This window comes from Metabacillus schmidteae (assembly GCF_903166545.1).
Classification (GTDB): Bacteria; Bacillota; Bacilli; order Bacillales; family Bacillaceae; genus Metabacillus; species Metabacillus schmidteae.
Window position 1 is genome coordinate 2,326,860 of sequence record NZ_CAESCH010000001.1, and the last position, 18,212, is coordinate 2,345,071.

At 36.6% G+C, this 18,212-nt stretch carries 18 protein-coding genes; 16 read left to right on the plus strand and 2 right to left on the minus strand.

Annotated elements, in window-relative coordinates; all coding sequences use genetic code 11:
• The first annotated feature begins 65 nt into the window (after positions 1-65).
• The 8 genes from HWV59_RS11135 to pyrE are packed head-to-tail and all read left to right on the plus strand — an operon-like array spanning position 66 to position 9,580.
• Positions 66-983 (plus strand): aspartate carbamoyltransferase catalytic subunit, encoded by a 918-nt coding sequence (locus tag HWV59_RS11135; RefSeq protein ID WP_175638845.1) that lies wholly within the window; start codon positions 66-68, stop codon positions 981-983.
• Complete coding sequence (locus HWV59_RS11140; RefSeq protein ID WP_102229630.1) at positions 967-2,253, plus strand: dihydroorotase; 1,287 nt, start codon at positions 967-969, stop codon at positions 2,251-2,253. Before HWV59_RS11135 ends, HWV59_RS11140 begins: the two co-directional genes overlap by 17 nt.
• A complete protein-coding gene (locus HWV59_RS11145) occupies positions 2,250-3,338 on the plus strand; it encodes a carbamoyl phosphate synthase small subunit (protein ID WP_175638846.1) in 1,089 nt (362 codons plus the stop codon). The genes HWV59_RS11140 and HWV59_RS11145 overlap by 4 nt, the downstream gene beginning before the upstream one ends.
• Positions 3,338-6,550 carry a carbamoyl-phosphate synthase large subunit gene (gene carB, locus HWV59_RS11150; RefSeq protein ID WP_175638847.1) on the plus strand — a complete coding sequence of 1,071 codons (3,213 nt, stop codon included), beginning with the start codon at positions 3,338-3,340 and terminating at the stop codon, positions 6,548-6,550. Before HWV59_RS11145 ends, carB begins: the two co-directional genes overlap by 1 nt.
• On the plus strand, positions 6,550-7,326 hold the full coding sequence (locus HWV59_RS11155) for a dihydroorotate dehydrogenase electron transfer subunit (protein ID WP_235991822.1): 777 nt from the start codon (positions 6,550-6,552) through the stop codon (positions 7,324-7,326). The genes carB and HWV59_RS11155 overlap by 1 nt, the downstream gene beginning before the upstream one ends.
• Entirely contained in the window at positions 7,289-8,263 is a 975-nt protein-coding gene (locus HWV59_RS11160; protein WP_407941632.1) for a dihydroorotate dehydrogenase, read from the plus strand. Before HWV59_RS11155 ends, HWV59_RS11160 begins: the two co-directional genes overlap by 38 nt.
• The gene (pyrF, locus tag HWV59_RS11165; RefSeq protein WP_102229635.1) at positions 8,235-8,951 is read left to right on the plus strand and encodes an orotidine-5'-phosphate decarboxylase; all 717 of its coding nucleotides are present in this window, start codon (positions 8,235-8,237) and stop codon (positions 8,949-8,951) included. The genes HWV59_RS11160 and pyrF overlap by 29 nt, the downstream gene beginning before the upstream one ends.
• The gene (pyrE, locus tag HWV59_RS11170) at positions 8,948-9,580 is read left to right on the plus strand and encodes an orotate phosphoribosyltransferase (protein WP_102229636.1); all 633 of its coding nucleotides are present in this window, start codon (positions 8,948-8,950) and stop codon (positions 9,578-9,580) included. Before pyrF ends, pyrE begins: the two co-directional genes overlap by 4 nt.
• 51 nt (positions 9,581-9,631) lie before the next feature.
• Here the strand turns inward: pyrE and HWV59_RS11175 are convergent, their stop codons facing one another.
• Positions 9,632-9,919, minus strand: coding sequence for a hypothetical protein (locus HWV59_RS11175; protein WP_102229637.1), 288 nt, complete (start codon positions 9,917-9,919; stop codon positions 9,632-9,634).
• A 343-nt stretch (positions 9,920-10,262) separates the two neighbouring features.
• Between HWV59_RS11175 and HWV59_RS11180 the strand changes: the two genes are divergently transcribed.
• The 8 genes from HWV59_RS11180 (at position 10,263) to HWV59_RS27525 (ending at position 16,208) form a co-directional block, all read left to right on the plus strand.
• Positions 10,263-10,964 carry a phosphoadenylyl-sulfate reductase gene (locus HWV59_RS11180; RefSeq protein WP_102229638.1) on the plus strand — a complete coding sequence of 234 codons (702 nt, stop codon included), beginning with the start codon at positions 10,263-10,265 and terminating at the stop codon, positions 10,962-10,964.
• A 12-nt stretch (positions 10,965-10,976) separates the two neighbouring features.
• The gene (locus HWV59_RS11185; protein WP_102229639.1) at positions 10,977-12,044 is read left to right on the plus strand and encodes an inorganic phosphate transporter; all 1,068 of its coding nucleotides are present in this window, start codon (positions 10,977-10,979) and stop codon (positions 12,042-12,044) included.
• Between the two features lie 106 nt (positions 12,045-12,150).
• Positions 12,151-13,290 (plus strand): sulfate adenylyltransferase, encoded by a 1,140-nt coding sequence (gene sat, locus HWV59_RS11190; RefSeq protein WP_102229640.1) that lies wholly within the window; start codon positions 12,151-12,153, stop codon positions 13,288-13,290.
• A gap of 18 nt (positions 13,291-13,308) precedes the next feature.
• On the plus strand, positions 13,309-13,911 hold the full coding sequence (gene cysC / locus HWV59_RS11195) for an adenylyl-sulfate kinase (RefSeq protein ID WP_102229641.1): 603 nt from the start codon (positions 13,309-13,311) through the stop codon (positions 13,909-13,911).
• A 100-nt stretch (positions 13,912-14,011) separates the two neighbouring features.
• Complete coding sequence (gene cobA, locus HWV59_RS11200) at positions 14,012-14,791, plus strand: uroporphyrinogen-III C-methyltransferase (protein WP_175638848.1); 780 nt, start codon at positions 14,012-14,014, stop codon at positions 14,789-14,791.
• Positions 14,788-15,576, plus strand: coding sequence for a sirohydrochlorin chelatase (locus HWV59_RS11205; RefSeq protein ID WP_102229643.1), 789 nt, complete (start codon positions 14,788-14,790; stop codon positions 15,574-15,576). The genes cobA and HWV59_RS11205 overlap by 4 nt, the downstream gene beginning before the upstream one ends.
• Positions 15,557-16,060 carry an NAD(P)-dependent oxidoreductase gene (locus HWV59_RS11210; RefSeq protein WP_175638849.1) on the plus strand — a complete coding sequence of 168 codons (504 nt, stop codon included), beginning with the start codon at positions 15,557-15,559 and terminating at the stop codon, positions 16,058-16,060. Before HWV59_RS11205 ends, HWV59_RS11210 begins: the two co-directional genes overlap by 20 nt.
• Before the next feature lie 7 nt (positions 16,061-16,067).
• Positions 16,068-16,208, plus strand: coding sequence for a hypothetical protein (locus tag HWV59_RS27525; RefSeq protein WP_175638850.1), 141 nt, complete (start codon positions 16,068-16,070; stop codon positions 16,206-16,208).
• 235 nt (positions 16,209-16,443) lie between these two features.
• Here HWV59_RS27525 and HWV59_RS11220 read toward each other — a convergent pair whose 3' ends face one another.
• On the minus strand, positions 16,444-18,159 hold the full coding sequence (locus tag HWV59_RS11220) for an Rqc2 family fibronectin-binding protein (RefSeq protein ID WP_102229646.1): 1,716 nt from the start codon (positions 18,157-18,159) through the stop codon (positions 16,444-16,446).
• Positions 18,160-18,212 lie beyond the last annotated feature (53 nt).

Sequence of the window (18,212 nt, forward strand, 5' to 3'; positions counted from 1 at the left end):
TTTTTAAAAAAGGAAAACTAGTAATAAGCTTTTCTCCCAAAATAGGAACATAGGAGTGGTTGGGCATGTTAAACCTACTAATGATGAACCAGCTTTCTAATGAAGAAATCTACTCAATCTTAGATGATGCAGAACAATATCGAGCAGGAAAAGGATGGAAACCATTAGATACTGTTTTTGTCTCAAACTTATTTTTTGAGCCTAGTACAAGAACAAGATTTAGTTTTGAAGTAGCTGAAAAGAAATTAGGTCTACAGGTTCTGAATTTTACAGCAGAGCATTCGAGTGTTCAAAAAGGTGAATCTTTGTATGATACAGTGAAGACACTTGAATCAATTGGTGCCAATGCAGTGGTGATAAGGCATCAACAAGATCACTTTTTTGAGGATTTGATTGATAAGGTATCTATCCCTATTATTAATGCAGGAGATGGTTGTGGTCATCATCCAACACAATCACTGTTAGATCTACTCACAATTAAGCAAGAATTTGGTCATTTTGAAGGTTTGACGGTATCGATTCATGGAGATATAAGACATAGCCGTGTTGCAAGATCTAATGCAGAAGTTTTAACAAGATTGGGAGCAAGAGTACTTTTCTCCGGCCCAAGTAAATGGCAGGATTCAACAAACACTTTTGGTGAATATGTGGATGTTCATACGGCGATCCAACAATCAGATGTTGTGATGCTTCTAAGAATTCAACATGAAAGACATGAAGAAAAAGATCATGCAGCAGATTACTTACATGAGTTTGGTTTAACAAAAGAAAGAGAAAAACTTATGAATAAGAATGCAATCATTATGCATCCTGCACCTGTCAATCGTGGAGTTGAAATTGATGGTGATTTAATAGAATGCGAGCGTTCCAGAATCTTCAAACAAATGGAAAATGGTGTGTTTGCCAGAATGGCAGTTTTAAAGAGAGCTTTACAACAAATTGAGCAAAATCAGGAGGTAATGAAACATGTTATATGTTCTTAAAAATGGATTAATTTTAGATGAGCTTGGTGAGTTGAAAAAGTCAGATGTAAAGGTGGAAAATGGTAAGATTGTTGAAATTGGAGAAAACCTTTCAACAGAAGGTTGTGAAATCATATCAGTTAATGGTCAATTAATTTCAGCAGGATTTATCGACCTGCATGTCCACTTAAGAGAGCCAGGCGGTGAACACAAAGAAACAATTGCAACAGGTACACAAAGTGCAGCAAAAGGCGGCTTTACAACAATTGCGCCTATGCCAAACACTCGTCCGGTACCTGATACAAAAGAGCAAATGGAATGGTTGCAAAATCGTATTAAAGAAACAGCCGTTGTAAAAGTACTGCCATATGCTTCTATTACAACTAGACAGCTTGGTGAAGAATTAACAAACTTTGAGGCATTAAAAGAAGCGGGGGCATTTGCTTTTACTGATGATGGAGTAGGAGTCCAATCTGCAGGGAAAATGCTGGAAGCAATGAAAAAAGCAGCTTCTATCGGTGCAGCAATTGTTGCACACTGTGAGGAAAATACATTAATTAATAAAGGTTCAGTACACGAAGGCGAATTTTCTGAAAAGCATGGCATTAATGGAATTCCTTCTGTATGTGAGTCTGTACATATCGCGAGGGATATCCTTCTTGCGGAAGCTGCAGGCTGTCACTATCATGTGTGCCATATTAGTACAAAAGAATCTGTACGAGTGGTAAGAGATGCAAAGCGTGCCGGAATTAACGTAACAGCTGAGGTAACACCACATCACTTATTATTATGTGAAGATGATATTCCAGGACTTGATCCGAACTTTAAAATGAATCCTCCTTTAAGAGGAAAAGCAGATCAAGAAGCTTTAATTGAAGGTTTATTAGATGGAACAATTGATTTCATTGCAACAGATCATGCCCCACATGCAGCGGAAGAAAAAGCAGAAGGTATGCAGTTAGCACCATTCGGAATCGTCGGATTAGAAACAGCATTTCCGTTATTATACACACATTTCGTTTTAACAAAGAAATTCACATTAAAACAGGTAGTCGATTTCCTAACGGTTGAACCTGCAAAAGCGTTTGGTTTAACAGGAGGAGTACTTAAAGTTGGAGAAACAGCTGATATTACAATTGTAGATTTAGAAACAGAAGCGTCAATTGACCCAAGTGAATTTTTATCAAAAGGAAAAAATACACCATTCACAGGCTGGGAATGTAAAGGCTGGCCAACATTAACAATCGTAGATGGAAACTTTGTATGGGAAAAGGGAGGCATCACAGTATGAAAAGACAACTAATCTTAGAAGATGGAACAGTATTTTTAGGTGAAGCATTTGGAAGTGACAAAGAAAATTTCGGAGAAGTCGTATTTAATACAGGTATGACAGGTTACCAAGAGATTCTTTCAGATCCTTCATACTGTGGTCAAATTGTTACATTAACGTATCCATTAATCGGAAACTATGGGATTAACAGAGATGATTTTGAAACCATTGCACCTTTTATTAACGGGTTTGTTGTAAAAGAATTTTGTGACTATCCTTCAAACTGGAGAAGTGAATACACAATTGACGAGTACTTTAAAATGAAAAACATTCCAGGAATTTCCGGGATTGACACTCGTAAGTTAACTAGAATTATTCGTATGCATGGGACATTAAAAGGAGCGATCTGCTCAGCAGATGCAAACCCGGACGAAGTTATTAGCAGACTAAAGGGAACGCAACTTCCTACTAATCAAGTGCAAGTTGTTTCGACTAAAACAGCATATCCAAGCCCTGGTAGAGGACACCGCGTAGTATTAGTTGATTTTGGGATGAAGCATGGTATTTTAAGAGAATTAAATAAACGTAACTGTGACGTAGTTGTTGTTCCTCATAATGTAACAGCTGAGGAAGTATTACAACTTAACCCGGATGGAATTATGCTTTCGAACGGTCCTGGAGATCCAAAGGATGTACCTGAAGCAATTGAAATGATTAAAGGTATTTTAGGGAAAGTTCCGTTATTTGGAATATGTTTAGGACATCAATTATTTGCCTTAGCTTGTGGTGCAGATTCAGAAAAAATGAAATTCGGTCACCGTGGATCTAACCACCCGGTAAAAGAAATAAGCACAGGTAAAGTAGATATTACTTCACAAAACCATGGATATACAGTTAGGGAAGATTCAATTAAGGATACTGAATTAGAAGTAACACATGTTGCATTAAACGATGGAACAGTTGAAGGTTTAAAACATAAACAAGCACCTGCATTTACAGTTCAATACCATCCAGAGGCTTCACCAGGTCCAGAGGATGCGAACGGATTATTTGATCAATTTTTAAACTTGATGATTGAAGCTAATAAGAAAGAAGGGGTTCTATAATGCCAAAACGTACAGACATCAATAAAATTCTTGTTATCGGTTCAGGTCCAATCGTAATTGGTCAAGCTGCAGAGTTTGACTATGCTGGAACGCAAGCGTGTATCGCACTTAAAGAAGAGGGATATGAAGTTGTTCTTGTCAACTCAAACCCGGCAACAATTATGACGGATACTGAAATTGCAGATAAAGTATATATTGAGCCCCTTACGGTTGAATTTTTAAGCAATATTATTCGTAAAGAGCGCCCAGATGCACTTGTTCCAACATTAGGTGGTCAAACAGGTCTTAACATGGCAGTTGAGCTTGCTGAATCTGGTGTACTTGAAGAGTGCGGAGTTGAAATCTTAGGAACAAAACTATCTGCGATTAAGCAGGCGGAGGATCGTGATTTATTTAGACGATTAATGAATGAGCTAAATGAGCCGGTACCTGAAAGTGAAATTATCCACAATTTAGATGAGGCATTTGCGTTCGTTAAACAAATTGGTTACCCAGTTATCGTAAGACCTGCTTATACATTAGGAGGAACTGGTGGAGGAATTTGTGAAAACGACGAAGAGCTTGTTGAAATCGTGACGAGCGGGTTAAAAAACAGTCCTGTAACACAGTGTCTTCTTGAAAAGAGTATTGCAGGCTTTAAAGAAATTGAGTATGAAGTAATGCGTGATTCAAATGACCATGCCATCGTTGTATGTAACATGGAAAACTTTGATCCTGTTGGTGTTCATACTGGTGACTCAATTGTTTTTGCACCAAGTCAAACATTAAGTGACCGCGAATATCAAATGCTTCGTAATGTGTCATTAAAAATCATCCGTGCCTTAAAAATTGAAGGTGGATGTAATGTTCAACTAGCGCTTGATCCAGACAGTTTTAGATACTATATCATTGAGGTTAATCCACGTGTAAGTAGATCATCAGCTTTAGCTTCAAAAGCAACTGGTTACCCAATTGCAAAACTTGCGGCAAAAATAGCCGTTGGCTTAACACTTGATGAAATGAAAAATCCTGTTACAGGTAGAACATATGCATGTTTCGAGCCTGCATTAGACTATATCGTATCTAAGATCCCTCGCTGGCCATTCGATAAGTTTGAGTCTGCAAACCGTCGTTTAGGAACTCAAATGAAAGCAACTGGTGAGGTAATGGCGATTGGACGTACACTTGAAGAATCATTATTAAAAGCAGTGCGCTCTCTGGAATCTGATGTAGATTATCTACGATTAAAAGATGCAGATCAATTTACTGATGAGCTGATTGAAAAACGTATTCGTAAAGCTGGAGACGAAAGATTGTTTTACATTGGCGAAGCGTTTAGAAGAGGCGTGACAAAAGAAACGATTCACGAGTGGAGTAAAATTGACTTATTCTTCTTAATGAAAATTGAAAAAATCATTTCGTTTGAACAGAAACTTAAAGAAAATCCTTATGAATTAACAACATTGCAAAAAGCTAAAGAAATGGGCTTTGCAGATTCTGAGATTGCAAAACTGTGGAATACAAATGATCGTGAAGTTTACGAGTTAAGAAAACAAGCAAATATTATCCCAGTCTATAAAATGGTTGATACATGTGCTGCGGAATTCGAATCGGCAACACCTTATTTCTACGGATCTTATGAGGATGAGAACGAATCAATTGTTACTGAGCGTGAAAGTGTCGTTGTTCTTGGATCAGGTCCAATTCGAATTGGTCAAGGTGTTGAGTTTGATTATGCTACTGTACACTCTGTTTGGGCGATAAAAGAAGCTGGATATGAAGCTATTATCGTAAATAACAACCCGGAAACAGTTTCAACAGATTTCAGTATTTCAGATAAGCTTTATTTTGAACCACTAACAATCGAAGATGTTATGCATATTATCGATTTAGAAAAACCAAAGGGTGTAGTTGTTCAATTCGGTGGGCAAACAGCTATAAATCTTGCAGATGAGTTAGAAGCTAGAGGCGTAAAAATTCTTGGAACATCTCTTGAGGATTTAGATCGTGCTGAGGATCGTGATAAATTTGAGCACACATTAGCAACACTTGGTGTACCACAGCCACTTGGAAAAACTGCTACTTCTGTTGACCAGGCTGTAAAAATTGCAGAAGGAATCGGCTACCCAGTACTTGTTAGACCATCATATGTACTTGGTGGACGTGCAATGGAAATTGTTTATCAAGAAGCTGAGCTTTTACACTACATGAATAATGCAGTGAAAATTAACCCGCAACACCCTGTACTAATCGATAAATATTTAACAGGTAAAGAAATTGAAGTTGATGCGATTTCTGATGGAGAAACAGTTCTTATTCCTGGAATTATGGAACACATTGAACGTGCTGGTGTACACTCAGGTGATTCGATCGCTGTGTATCCACCACAATCATTATCAGAGGAAATCAAAAATAGCATCATTGATTACACGATCAAGCTTGCAAAAGGCTTAAATATTGTTGGGTTGTTAAATATCCAATTTGTACTCTCAAAAGGTGAAGTTTATGTCCTTGAAGTAAATCCTCGTTCAAGCCGAACTGTTCCATTCCTAAGCAAGATTACAGGAGTACCAATGGCAAACCTAGCTACAAAAGTTATTTTAGGTGCGAAACTTGCTGAACTTGGATATGAAACAGGCTTACATCCAGAGAGTGAAGGTGTATATGTAAAGGCTCCAGTCTTCTCATTTGCGAAGTTACGTCGAGTGGATATTACATTAGGACCTGAAATGAAATCGACTGGAGAAGTAATGGGGAAAGATGTAACTCTTGAAAAAGCTCTTTACAAAGCACTTGTTGCTTCTGGAATTCAAATTAAAAACCATGGCTCTGTGTTGTTAACAGTAGCAGATAAAGATAAAGAAGAAGGTTTAGAGATTGCTAGAAGATTCCATCAAATTGGATATCAAATCCTTGCTACAAGTGGGACTGCGGATTATTTAGGAAGCAATAACATCCCGGCAAAAGTAGTCAATAAGATTGGTGCAGATGAACCGAATTTACTGGACGTTATTCGCAAAGGTGAAGCCCAATTTGTCATCAATACGCTAACAAAAGGTAAACAGCCAGCTAGAGATGGATTTAAAATTCGTCGTGAATCAGTAGAAAATGGTATTCCTTGTTTAACTTCATTAGATACAGCTGTAGCCATTTTACGTGTACTTGAATCAATGACTTTCTCAACAGATACAATGCCTAAGATCAAGAAGCAACTAGAGGTGAGCTTAACGTGATAAAAAAAGAACTCATGGTCGTGACAAAGCATGAAAAAATAGCGGAACATATTTTCCAGCTAACTCTACAAGGTGAACTAGTTTCAGAAATGGGCAATCCCGGTCAGTTCGTACACTTAAAGGTTTCAAAAGGAACAACACCTCTATTAAGAAGACCGATTAGTATTTCTGAAATCAATAAAGAGAAAAAACAATTTACTATGATCTATAGAGCAGAAGGGGCTGGCACTCAGCTCCTTTCTCAAAAGGTCGTTGAAAATGTAGTAGATGTTTTAGGTCCTCTAGGAAATGGATTTCCGATTGAACAGGTTGAGAGTGGACAAACAGCTTTATTAGTAGGCGGCGGAATTGGCGTACCTCCTTTACTTGAGCTATCAAGACAATTGGTAGCAAAAGGTGTGAAAGTACAACATGTTCTGGGGTTCCAATCTGAAAATGCTGTATTTTTAGAAGAAGAGTTTTCTAAACTTGGTAAAACAATTGTCACAACTGACGATGGTTCTTATGGGTATAAAGGCTTTGTAACAGATGCAATTAAAGATCACGACATGCAGTTCGATACAATGTATACTTGCGGTCCAACTCCAATGTTAAGAGCATTAGAAAAACTTCATGGCCATAAACCACTATTTCTTTCACTAGAAGAAAGAATGGGCTGTGGCGTTGGAGCTTGTTTCGCATGTGTATGTCACACTGGTGATGATCCAACTGGAACGAGCTACAAAAAAGTCTGTAGTGATGGGCCTGTGTTTAAGGCTGGAGAGGTGGTATTATAACATGCTAGATATTAACTTACCTGGTTTATCACTTAAGAATCCAATCATGCCGGCATCAGGCTGCTTTGGCTTTGGCAGGGAATATAGTAAGTTTTATGATTTAAGTCAACTTGGCTCAATTATGATAAAAGCTAGTACACAGGAGCCGCGTTTTGGCAACCCGACTCCACGTGTGGCAGAAACAGAAGCGGGAATGTTAAATGCAATTGGTCTTCAAAATCCTGGAGTCGAAAAAGTTATTTCTGAAGAATTAGCCTGGCTTGAGCAGTATGATGTTCCAATTATTGCAAATGTTGCAGGCTCGCAAATTGAGGACTATGTGTATGTAGCAGAAAAGATCAGTCAGGCGCAAAATGTTCATGCTCTTGAATTAAATATTTCATGTCCCAATGTAAAAACAGGCGGAATTGCGTTTGGGACTATTCCAGAGGTAGCTGCAGAGCTAACGAGGGCTGTAAAAAAAGTCTCTGCAGTACCGGTTTATGTGAAACTTTCACCAAACGTTTCAAACATTGTTGAGATGGCAAAAGCAATCGAACAAGCTGGTGCTGATGGCTTAACGATGATTAATACACTCATTGGTATGAGGCTTGATCTAAAAACAGGTAAACCTGTAATAGCGAATAAAACAGGTGGACTATCTGGTCCCGCAATTAAACCGGTCGCCATTCGGATGATCTACGAAGTAAGCCAGGCTGTAAATATTCCGATTATCGGAATGGGCGGCGTTCAGAATGTAGACGATGTGATAGAATTTTTATATGCCGGTGCCAGCGCAGTTGCTGTCGGTACAGCAAACTTTGTTAATCCTTATGTTTGTCCTGAAATTATTGAAAAGCTGCCAATCAGATTAAAAGAGCTTGGTTTTGAGCATATAACAGAATGTATTGGAAGGAGTTGGAAGGTAAATGGAAAGACCCCTCATTATAGCTCTTGATTTTCAAGATGCAAAAGAAGTAGAAACGTTTCTGAATAAGTTTGAAGATGAAAAGCTATATGTGAAAGTGGGAATGGAGCTGTTCTACCAAGAAGGCCCATCAATTATTTCACATATTAAACAATTGGGACACAAAATCTTTCTTGACTTGAAACTCCATGATATTCCAAACACTGTTAAACAGGCAATGCGAGGATTAGCTAAATTGGATGTTGATTTAGTCAATGTTCATGCTGCTGGTGGTAAAAAAATGATGCAGGCAGCAATTGAAGGCTTAGAAGCTGGAACACCTGAAGGAAAAAAACGTCCTGCTTGTATCGCTGTCACACAACTAACAAGTACTTCTCAAACAATGGTAGAGGAAGAGCTACTTTTAAAAGTTGATATTAATGATGTTGTCCTTCATTATGCGCAAATGGCTGAGGAAAGCGGGCTGGAGGGAGTTGTCTGCTCAACACATGAAGTAGAATCTCTTAATCTTAGATTAGGAACTTCATTTATGACAGTAACTCCAGGTATTCGTATGAAAGATGACTCATCAGACGACCAAACTAGAATAGCAACACCAGATCAGGCTCGTCGCCTGGGTTCAACGGCTATTGTAGTTGGCAGAAGTATTACAAAGGCAGAAAATCCTTATGAAGCCTATATTAATGTAAAAAAAGCTTGGGAGGAATCAGGGGAATGAAACATACAATCGCAAAACATCTACTAGAAATCAAGGCAGTGTACCTCCAACCAAATGATCCGTTTACATGGTCCAGTGGGTTAAAATCACCTATATACTGTGATAATCGCCTTACTTTATCATTTCCTGCCATACGAACTGATATAGCTGACGGACTTTCAAGCTTAATTAAAGAGAATTACCCTGAAGTAGAAGTAGTGGCAGGTACAGCTACAGCAGGCATCCCGCATGCAGCATGGGTAAGTGATAAATTAAATTTACCAATGTGTTATGTACGTAGTAAAGCAAAGGGGCATGGTAAAGGAAATCAAATAGAAGGTAGTGTTTCTGAAAACCAAAAGGTTGTAGTTGTAGAAGATTTAATTTCAACTGGAGGAAGTGCTATTACAGCAGTGGAGGCTCTTCGTGCTGCTGGCTGTGAGGTCCTTGGGATTGTATCAATCTTTACATATGATCTTGCCCTTGGAAAATCTAGATTAAGTGAAGCTAATATTAAATCCCACTCATTATGTGATTATGATACACTTGTAGAAGTTGCTGCAGAGGAAGGTTATGTAACAGAACAAGATATCAACAAGTTGAAAATGTGGAGAGAGAACCCATCTTCAGAAAAATGGCTTGAAGGATAATCCAACAGATTCAGAAAAAATAAGCGTTTTGTTAACGGACAAAACGCTTATTTATATTAATCCAAAAATAGTAGAGGTTAGATATGCAAATGTGCCTACAGCACCTGATAGAAAAATAACAAGGTAAATCAAACTACGCCACTTTTCAGGCGTTTTTAATTTGGCCAATAATCTTAATAACAAAATTCCAATGACGGCAAATAAAAATGAGCTTCCCATGCTTTTTAACTGGAACAGAATATCAGGATCAGGCTTGTACATAAAAATATGTGCAGTAAATATTGAAAAGAAATAAAAAGAAACAATAACTATCATTATATCAATAACAAACATCCACATAGTATTCCTCCTTCTTCCTACAAAACTTATGATCATACTATAAAAATATGAATAAATTATTAATCCGATCAACAAACTCGGGTTGACATTTTGCAAAATTATGCTAAAATTTTGAATTAATATTATAAAAAGTATGCTATAAACATATACAAGTGGTAAATTCAGATATTTAATGAAAACTAAAGCATAAAAATATCATGCAAATGTATTGTCAAATCACAAATTAGGTGTATAATTCATACTATGTTGATAGGTTTTATCGCACTTAATTCCGAGTATTAACGTGTGAATAAAGGGTATTTGAAATCCGAGCTTAATAGTTTGGAAGAAAGAGGTGAATTGTATGTTAACATATGAAAATTGGATTGAACCAAGTAATGATTTTGAAATTGATGAAAAATATAAAGGTGCGCTCAATGTAATTAACTGGGCTTATGACCAATACGGTGAAGAGGTAGTCTATGCATGCAGTTTTGGTATTGAGGGAATTGTTTTAATTGATTTAATTTCCAAAGTAAAGCCGGATGCTAAAATTGTTTTTCTTGATACTGATGTTCACTTTAAGGAAACATATGAATTGATTGATAAAGTGAAAGAAAAATATCCTTCACTAAATATCGAGTTAAAGAAACCGGAACTAACTCTTGAAGAACAAGCCGAGCAATATGGTGATAAATTGTGGGAAACAAATCCTAATCAGTGCTGTAATATTCGTAAGATTGTTCCATTAACCTCTACTTTAAATGGTGCAACAGCTTGGATTTCAGGTTTAAGACGAGAACAATCAGAAACAAGAAAGCATGTAAATTACATTAATAAGGATGAACGCTTTCATTCAGTAAAGATTTGCCCACTCATTCATTGGACTTGGAAAGATGTATGGAGATACGTTCATAAAAATGATCTTATCTATAATCCGTTACATGATCGTGGCTACCCAAGTATTGGTTGTTTTCATTGCACGAAGCCGGCATTTAATGAAAATGATTTAAGATCAGGTAGATGGTCAGGGCAAATGAAAACAGAATGTGGCCTCCACCAATAGGAGGATTATTAAATGTTAGAGATCATTGCCATCATTATTAGCTTCTTTTTTGCAATGAATATTGGGGCTAGCGGTGCAGCTGCCTCAATGGGTGTTGCATACGGATCAGGCGCAATTTTGCGACCAAGAAATGCTTTAATCTTATGTGGTATCGGGATCATATTAGGAGCTGTTATTGGCGGTGGGGAAGTTGTCAAAACAATTAGTGGGGGAATCATTCCATCATCACTAATTTCAATAAAATTGGTTATTATTATTCTGTTTTCTGCAACGTTCTCCTTGTTCTTATCAAACCTATTAGGAATTCCGCTTTCTACAAGTGAAGTAACTGTAGGTGCCGTTGTTGGTGTCGGGATTGCATACAAAGCATTATTTGTAAATAATTTACTTTACATTGTTATGTTTTGGTTTATTGTTCCTATTATCGCATTTGGAATCGCCTATCTATTTATCATGGTTCTTCATAAATTTAAGCTCAATGAAAAGTATAATTTTCAAGGGAAAATAATTACTTACTTACTGATATTTGCAGGATTTTTTGAAGCCTTTTCCGCTGGAATGAATAACGTGGCAAATGCTGTCGGGCCTCTTGTAAGTGCTGGTATTCTAACAGTGTCGAAGGGAACCCTATACGGTGGAATCTTTGTTGCAATTGGTGCGTTGTTTTTAGGACGACGAGTGCTTGAAACAAATGGAAAAAAGATCACGAGTTTTTCCAAAATTGAAGGTGTGCTTATTTCAGGTACAGGAGCTACACTTGTTACGATCGCATCTATATTTGGAATTCCAGTTCCGTTAACTCAAATTACGACTTCATCTATATTAGGAATCGGTATTGCAAAATCAGGTACAAATGTTTTTCAACAAAAAGTTGTGAAAAATATGTTGATGGTTTGGTTAATCTCCCCACTTGTTTCACTAACAATGTCTTATTTCTTAGTGAAGTTGTTTTTAGAAAGTGATCTATATACAATTTTTGTGTTAGGTAGTTTATTACTTGCTACAATTGGAGCAAACAGTCTTATGAAAGCGAGTAGACAGGAAAAACGTACCGTTCATGAAGAGGGCGGGGGAATTTAATGCTTTAATCCCTATTATTCACATTGGTTTTATAAAAATGCAAATAATAGGAAGATAAATTTATCATTTATACTAATAATACATCTAAATTTGGAGGAATTATACTATGAGCTTACTGCCACACGGAGGAACATTAATTCAAAAATTATCTTTAGGAGCAGATGTATCACATATTCAAAAAGAAATTGAATTAGATGCCATTTCATTGAGTGATCTTGAACTTATTGCAATTGGAGGATACAGTCCAATTGAAGGATTTCTATCCCAAGAAGATTATGAATCTGTTGTTGAGAATATGAAATTAAAAGATGGTGTTGTATGGAGCATACCTATCACATTACCTGTAACAGAGGAAAAAGCATCCTCATTATCAATCGGTGAAGAAGTACGCCTTGTGTCAGAACAAGTTACATATGGCACAATTAAAATTTCTGATATTTTTACACCTGATAAACAAAAGGAAGCTGTAAATGTTTATCGTACAAATGATCTTGCACATCCTGGTGTGAAGAAAATGTTTGAACGTGGAAATGTCTACGTGGGTGGAGAAATCACACTTGTGAATCGTCCGGAGAAGAAGTTTGCTGACTTCTATTTAGATCCGAAAGAATCTCGAGCAAAATTTGAAGAGTTAAACTGGAAAACAATTGTTGGATTCCAAACTCGTAATCCTGTTCACCGTGCTCACGAATACATTCAAAAAACTGCATTGGAAACAGTTGATGGGCTATTTTTAAATCCATTAGTCGGAGAAACAAAATCAGATGATATTCCTGCCCATATCCGTATGGAAAGCTATCAGGTATTATTGAAAAATTATTACCCGGAAGATCGAGTTCATCTTGCAGTTTTCCCAGCTGCAATGCGCTATGCAGGACCACGTGAAGCTATTTTCCATGCATTAGTACGTAAAAACTACGGTTGTACACATTTTATCGTTGGTAGAGATCATGCAGGAGTAGGCGATTATTATGGAACATATGATGCACAAAAAATATTCCTAAACTTCACAGCTGATGAGTTAGGCATTACACCGATGTTCTTCGAGCATAGCTTCTATTGCACAAAATGTGAAGGAATGGCTTCCTCAAAAACATGTCCACATGGTAAGGAAGATCGTGTTATTCTTTCAGGTACAAAGGTTCGCGAAATGCTTCGAAATGGAGAACTTCCTCCAAGCACATTCAGTCGTAAAGAAGTTGTAGAAGTATTAATCAGAGGAATGAGAGAAACAGTTAATTCTTAAAAGAGGGGGACCTTTAGCATGGCAGCGAATAATATTGTTTGGCATGATACGTCTGTAACAAAAGAAGAAAGAAGAGAAAAGAATAAATACCAAAGCTATGTATTATGGTTTACTGGTCTTTCGGGATCAGGAAAATCAACTCTAGCAAACGCACTAGCAAGATATTTGTATGAATCAAGTATTCAGGCTTATGTTCTTGATGGTGATAATATCCGTCACGGGTTAAATAAAGACTTAGGGTTTACAGATGAAGATCGAAAAGAAAATATTCGCCGTATCGGTGAAGTATCTAAGCTGTTTGTAGACAGTGGTCAAATCGTGTTAACTGCATTTATTTCACCTTTCCGTGAAGACAGACAACAAGTAAAAGACATTCTCTCTGAAAATGAATTCTTTGAAGTTTATGTTAAATGTTCATTGGATGAATGTGAAGTACGTGATCCGAAGGGCTTGTACAAAAAAGCACGAAATAATGAAATAAAGCATTTCACTGGTATTGATTCTCCGTATGAGGAACCGGAAAATCCTGCGATAATTGTTGATACAGAAGCTCAAGATATTGAAGCATCAGTGAAGCAAATTGTTGATTTTCTTTTAGAAAAAGGCTTAATTCAAAAATAAAATATTTTATGATAATAGCAATTGGTATAACCAATTGCTATTACTTTCATTTAAGGTAAAATATTTTAATAATCTATAAAAGGTAGGGAGGAGAGCTTTCATGACAAGGGTGTTTTTAGTTGGAGCGGGACCTGGTGATGAAGAATTAATAACGATTAAGGCACTAAAATGCATTCAGCAATCGGATGTAATTCTATATGATCGATTAGTGAACAAGGAAATACTAAAACATGCAAAGAAAGATTGTGAGCTTGTTTATTGTGGAAAGTTACCAAACTATCATACAATGAAGCAGGAAACAATTAATCAATTCTTGATTAAATATGCGAAAAATGGAAAAGTGGTTACACGGCTAAAAGGTGGAGATCCTTTTATCTTTGGTCGTGGAGGAGAAGAAGCCGAAGCGTTAAGAATGCACCAGATTCCATATGAAATAGTACCAGGAGTTTCTTCCGGTATTGCAGCAGCTGCATATGCAGGCATACCTGTTACATATCGAAATTTAAGTGAAAGTGTTGCATTTGTAACGGGACATAGAAGAGAAGGTAATGATGAAGAAAATAAATGGGAATCATTAGCAAAAGGAATCGATACGCTTGCCATTTATATGGGGGTAGGCAATTTGCCGTATATTCAAGAACAGCTTATCAAGCATGGGAGAAATAGACATACACCTGTTGCAATTATTCAATGGGGAACAACCAACGTTCAAAAAACAGTAACAGGGACTCTTGAGGATATTTATGATCGAGTTGTCAAAGAAAAAGTTACAAACCCAAGTATGATTATAGTTGGAGAAGTTGTTAAGTTAAGAGAACAGCTTAGTTGGTATGAGGAATTAATTGCAAAATATGAACAAAGGGAGGCTCAAATATTATGACGCAAGCTGTTTTATATGTTTGTCATGGAAGTCGGGTTCCTAAAGCACGTGAAGAAGCAATTGAATTCATTGAAAAGGTAAAACCGGGAATTCATGCACCAATTCAAGAGGTTTGCTTTCTGGAACTAGCTGAACCTTCCATTGAAAAGGGGTTTAAAGCATGTGTGGAACAGGGAGCAACTTCTATAGCTGTTATTCCACTCTTATTATTAACAGCTGCACATGCTAAAATTGATATTCCAGAGGAAGTTGCTCATATATCAGCAGCTTTTCCCAATGTGCAGGTTACGTACGGTAAACCAATCGGGGTTGATCCACTCCTAGTTGAAATGCTAATGGACAAGATGAATGAAAAATCTCCTATTACGAACTCATCCATCGCAATTCTGGTTGGTAGGGGTAGTAGTGATAAAGACGTTGTCCGTGATTTGAATAAAATATCCTCTTATTTACAAGAAAAATCCAACGTAAAAAAAGTCCATACTTGTTTTTTAACAGCTGCAGAACCACGTTTTAAGCAGACGATTGTTGATATTCATCAATCAAATGAGCATTCAATTTTCATTATCCCTTATTTAATATTTACAGGGTTACTAAAAAGAGAAATCGACCAAACGATAAAACAATTTGATTGGACAGATCGTCAAATTGAAGTATGTTCTTATCTAGGACCACACCCTATTCTACTTGATCTTTTTTCACAACGTGTAATAGAAGCAATAGAAAATAGTGATGGATTCTATTCCTTTGATGGGGAGAAATTCAATGCTTCCACTTCACATTAATGTAGCCGATCGTCAGGTTTTAATTATTGGTGGAGGAAAAATTGCTTATCGACGTCTTTTGCTTTTTTTGGAAGAAGGTGCAAATATCTCAGTTATTAGCCCTGAAATTAATAAAGACATAGAAGATTTGTATCAAAAAAGGCAAATATCCTGGCAGCAAAAAAAAGTTGAACTTTCAGATTTACAGCATGCATTTATTATCGTTGCTGCTACAAATGATCCAGCAATAAATGAGTGGGTGGCTGCAAATGTTAATGAATTTCAACTAGTGAACGTAGCAAGTAATATGACTAAAGGGAATTTTATCGTACCAAAGTCAGTGAAAAAAGGAAGGCTTTCTATTTCCGTTTCAACAAATGGGGCAAGTCCAAGACGTGCAAAAGAAATATGCGAACAGCTTTCAAGTCAGTTTGACGAAGAATATATTAAAGAGCTTGATCGATTATATGAACTAAGACAGCAAAATAAAGCAACAAAAAAATAACGAGGGGATGAATAGAAAAATTCATGTTCCTCGTTTTTTATATGATGGTGTAATCGCTATTGCAGCAAAAATAAAAGTATATGTTGTCACAGTTACAGTTGAATATTTTGCAAGTGCAAATTTGCCAAATATACTATATAAAGGATAGAACTTTTCTGAAGGTAAATCGTTCTTTGAATAAAACCCTTGAAAAAATAAACCAATCATTCCCCATAATGCTGCACCAATGAGAATATATACATAAGCTGCATTTTTACTTAAAACGAAATACTCCTCCTTTTTATGAAAATAAAATAAAAAGTTCCAAATTTAATCTTACCAAACGATACAGAGAAAACAAATGAAATAATAAAAACACCGCTTTAGAAGACGGTGTTTTTGCTTTAGTTTCTGCGTAAATGAAAGACAAGATCTTCATTCGGAGTGACATATACTGTTTGCTGATTATCATAAATGACAAATCCAGGCTTAGCTCCGCTTGGCTTTTTAACATGTCTTATTGCAGTGTAGTCAACAGGAACAGAACTGGAGTTTTTCGCTTTACTAAAATACGCTGCAAGGTTTGCAGCTTCTACAATTGTTTGTTCTGATGGGTTACTGTTTCTTATGACAACATGGGAACCTGGAATATCTTTTGTATGTAGCCATATATCATCACGGGCAGCAAGCTTATTTGTTAAGTATTCATTCTGTTTATTGTTTTTTCCTACGATCATTTCTGTCCCATCAGTTGAAAGGTAATGCTCAAGAATAGGCTTAAGGCTTTTTTTCTTTTTCGTATTGCGGGACTGCCTTTGTTTTACATAACCGCCTTCAATTAATTCCTCGCGAATTTCCTCAATATCTTTTGGGGAAGCTGATTCAATTTGTTGAATTAATCCTTCGAAATAATCAATTTCAGCTTGGGCTAATTGTATTTGTTCATGAACCACTTCAACTGAATTTTTTGCTTTTTGATACTTTAAAAAATATTTTTGTGCATTTTCAGAAGGAGTTTTTTGAACATCCAGTGGAATTGTGATCGATTTGTTTTCTTCATCATAATAATTAATAACGTCTGCTACTTTATCTCCCTTTTTGATCGCATAGATATTGGCTGTTATTAGCTCTCCATATAATTGGAATTCATTTGCCTTTTCGGCCTGGTCTAGTGTAGCCGCTAATTTTTTTATTTTCTTTTCATTTTTTTTCTTTTCATTCACCATAAATCGTTCTAAGTCATTACCTTGCTGTTTTACACGATCTCTTTCTGCTTTTCCATAATAATAGCGATCTAAAGCTTCAGAAATCGTTGGAAAACTCTTTACTTTCGCATCAGCTAGATGGGTGAGGTGTATCATATAAAATTGTTCTTTTTGACGCTGTTCATAAATGCTTGGAGATATCTTATTTTCCTTAATCTCATTTATAAGTGATAAAAAAGCTTCCGGAATTGTTCTACGGTTAACAAGTCCTGCTCGATGGGTTACTTCACTTGCAAATAAAGGTGAAATCCCTGAAAACTGCTGAACAATCTGTTGGGCTATTTTCCCTGAATTAAAATCTAATTTTTTTAAGACAAGTTCTTCGTCTGCTTCGAATGGGTTTGCTTTTCCTTGTTCCGGCGGTAGAACATAAGAATGACCCGGTAATACGGTTCGATGTCGGTTAACAGCAGGTGATAGATGCTTAATACTATCAACTATCATACCCCTTTCTCTATCGACCAAAATAACATTACTATGTCTCCCCATAATCTCAATCATTAATCGCTTAACAGTCACATCACCGAGCTCATTCCGACTTCTAACATCGATAATGACGATTCTCTCCATTCCTGGTTGTTCAATATGTTCAATTACACCACCTTCTAGGTGCTTTCTAAGAAGCATACAGAACATAGGTGGCTCACTTGGGTTTTCATAACTTTCATTTGTTAAATGAAGCCTAGCATAGCTAGGGTGGGCGGAAAGGAATAGCTTGTGATTTTTACCCCCTGATCTGATTTGAAAGATCAGATCGTATTTATAGGGTTGGTGTATTTTTGTAATCTTTCCGTTTAAGAGAACATTTTTTAATTCTTCTGTAATCGTATATGTAAATAGACCATCAAATGACATGACAATAACTCCTTTTTGTTAATAGGCATTGTGTTCATATAAAAAGTTAGGAA

Excerpts from the sequence above, each read along its gene's own strand:
- pyrF (WP_102229635.1), top strand. The coding sequence starts at position 8,235 with ATGGAAAGACCCCTCATTATAGCTCTTGATTTTCAAGATGCAAAAGAA.
- pyrE (WP_102229636.1), top strand. The coding sequence starts at position 8,948 with ATGAAACATACAATCGCAAAACATCTACTAGAAATCAAGGCAGTGTAC.
- HWV59_RS11175 (WP_102229637.1), bottom strand. The coding sequence starts at position 9,919 with ATGTGGATGTTTGTTATTGATATAATGATAGTTATTGTTTCTTTTTAT.
- sat (WP_102229640.1), top strand. The coding sequence starts at position 12,151 with ATGAGCTTACTGCCACACGGAGGAACATTAATTCAAAAATTATCTTTA.
- HWV59_RS11140 (WP_102229630.1), top strand. The coding sequence starts at position 967 with ATGTTATATGTTCTTAAAAATGGATTAATTTTAGATGAGCTTGGTGAG.
- HWV59_RS11205 (WP_102229643.1), top strand. The coding sequence starts at position 14,788 with ATGACGCAAGCTGTTTTATATGTTTGTCATGGAAGTCGGGTTCCTAAA.
- HWV59_RS11210 (WP_175638849.1), top strand. The coding sequence starts at position 15,557 with ATGCTTCCACTTCACATTAATGTAGCCGATCGTCAGGTTTTAATTATT.
- cobA (WP_175638848.1), top strand. The coding sequence starts at position 14,012 with ATGACAAGGGTGTTTTTAGTTGGAGCGGGACCTGGTGATGAAGAATTA.
- HWV59_RS11180 (WP_102229638.1), top strand. The coding sequence starts at position 10,263 with ATGTTAACATATGAAAATTGGATTGAACCAAGTAATGATTTTGAAATT.
- HWV59_RS11135 (WP_175638845.1), top strand. The coding sequence starts at position 66 with ATGTTAAACCTACTAATGATGAACCAGCTTTCTAATGAAGAAATCTAC.
- HWV59_RS11160 (WP_407941632.1), top strand. The coding sequence starts at position 7,289 with ATGGGCCTGTGTTTAAGGCTGGAGAGGTGGTATTATAACATGCTAGAT.
- HWV59_RS27525 (WP_175638850.1), top strand. The coding sequence starts at position 16,068 with ATGAATAGAAAAATTCATGTTCCTCGTTTTTTATATGATGGTGTAATC.
- HWV59_RS11220 (WP_102229646.1), bottom strand. The coding sequence starts at position 18,159 with ATGTCATTTGATGGTCTATTTACATATACGATTACAGAAGAATTAAAA.
- carB (WP_175638847.1), top strand. The coding sequence starts at position 3,338 with ATGCCAAAACGTACAGACATCAATAAAATTCTTGTTATCGGTTCAGGT.
- cysC (WP_102229641.1), top strand. The coding sequence starts at position 13,309 with ATGGCAGCGAATAATATTGTTTGGCATGATACGTCTGTAACAAAAGAA.
- HWV59_RS11185 (WP_102229639.1), top strand. The coding sequence starts at position 10,977 with ATGTTAGAGATCATTGCCATCATTATTAGCTTCTTTTTTGCAATGAAT.
- HWV59_RS11145 (WP_175638846.1), top strand. The coding sequence starts at position 2,250 with ATGAAAAGACAACTAATCTTAGAAGATGGAACAGTATTTTTAGGTGAA.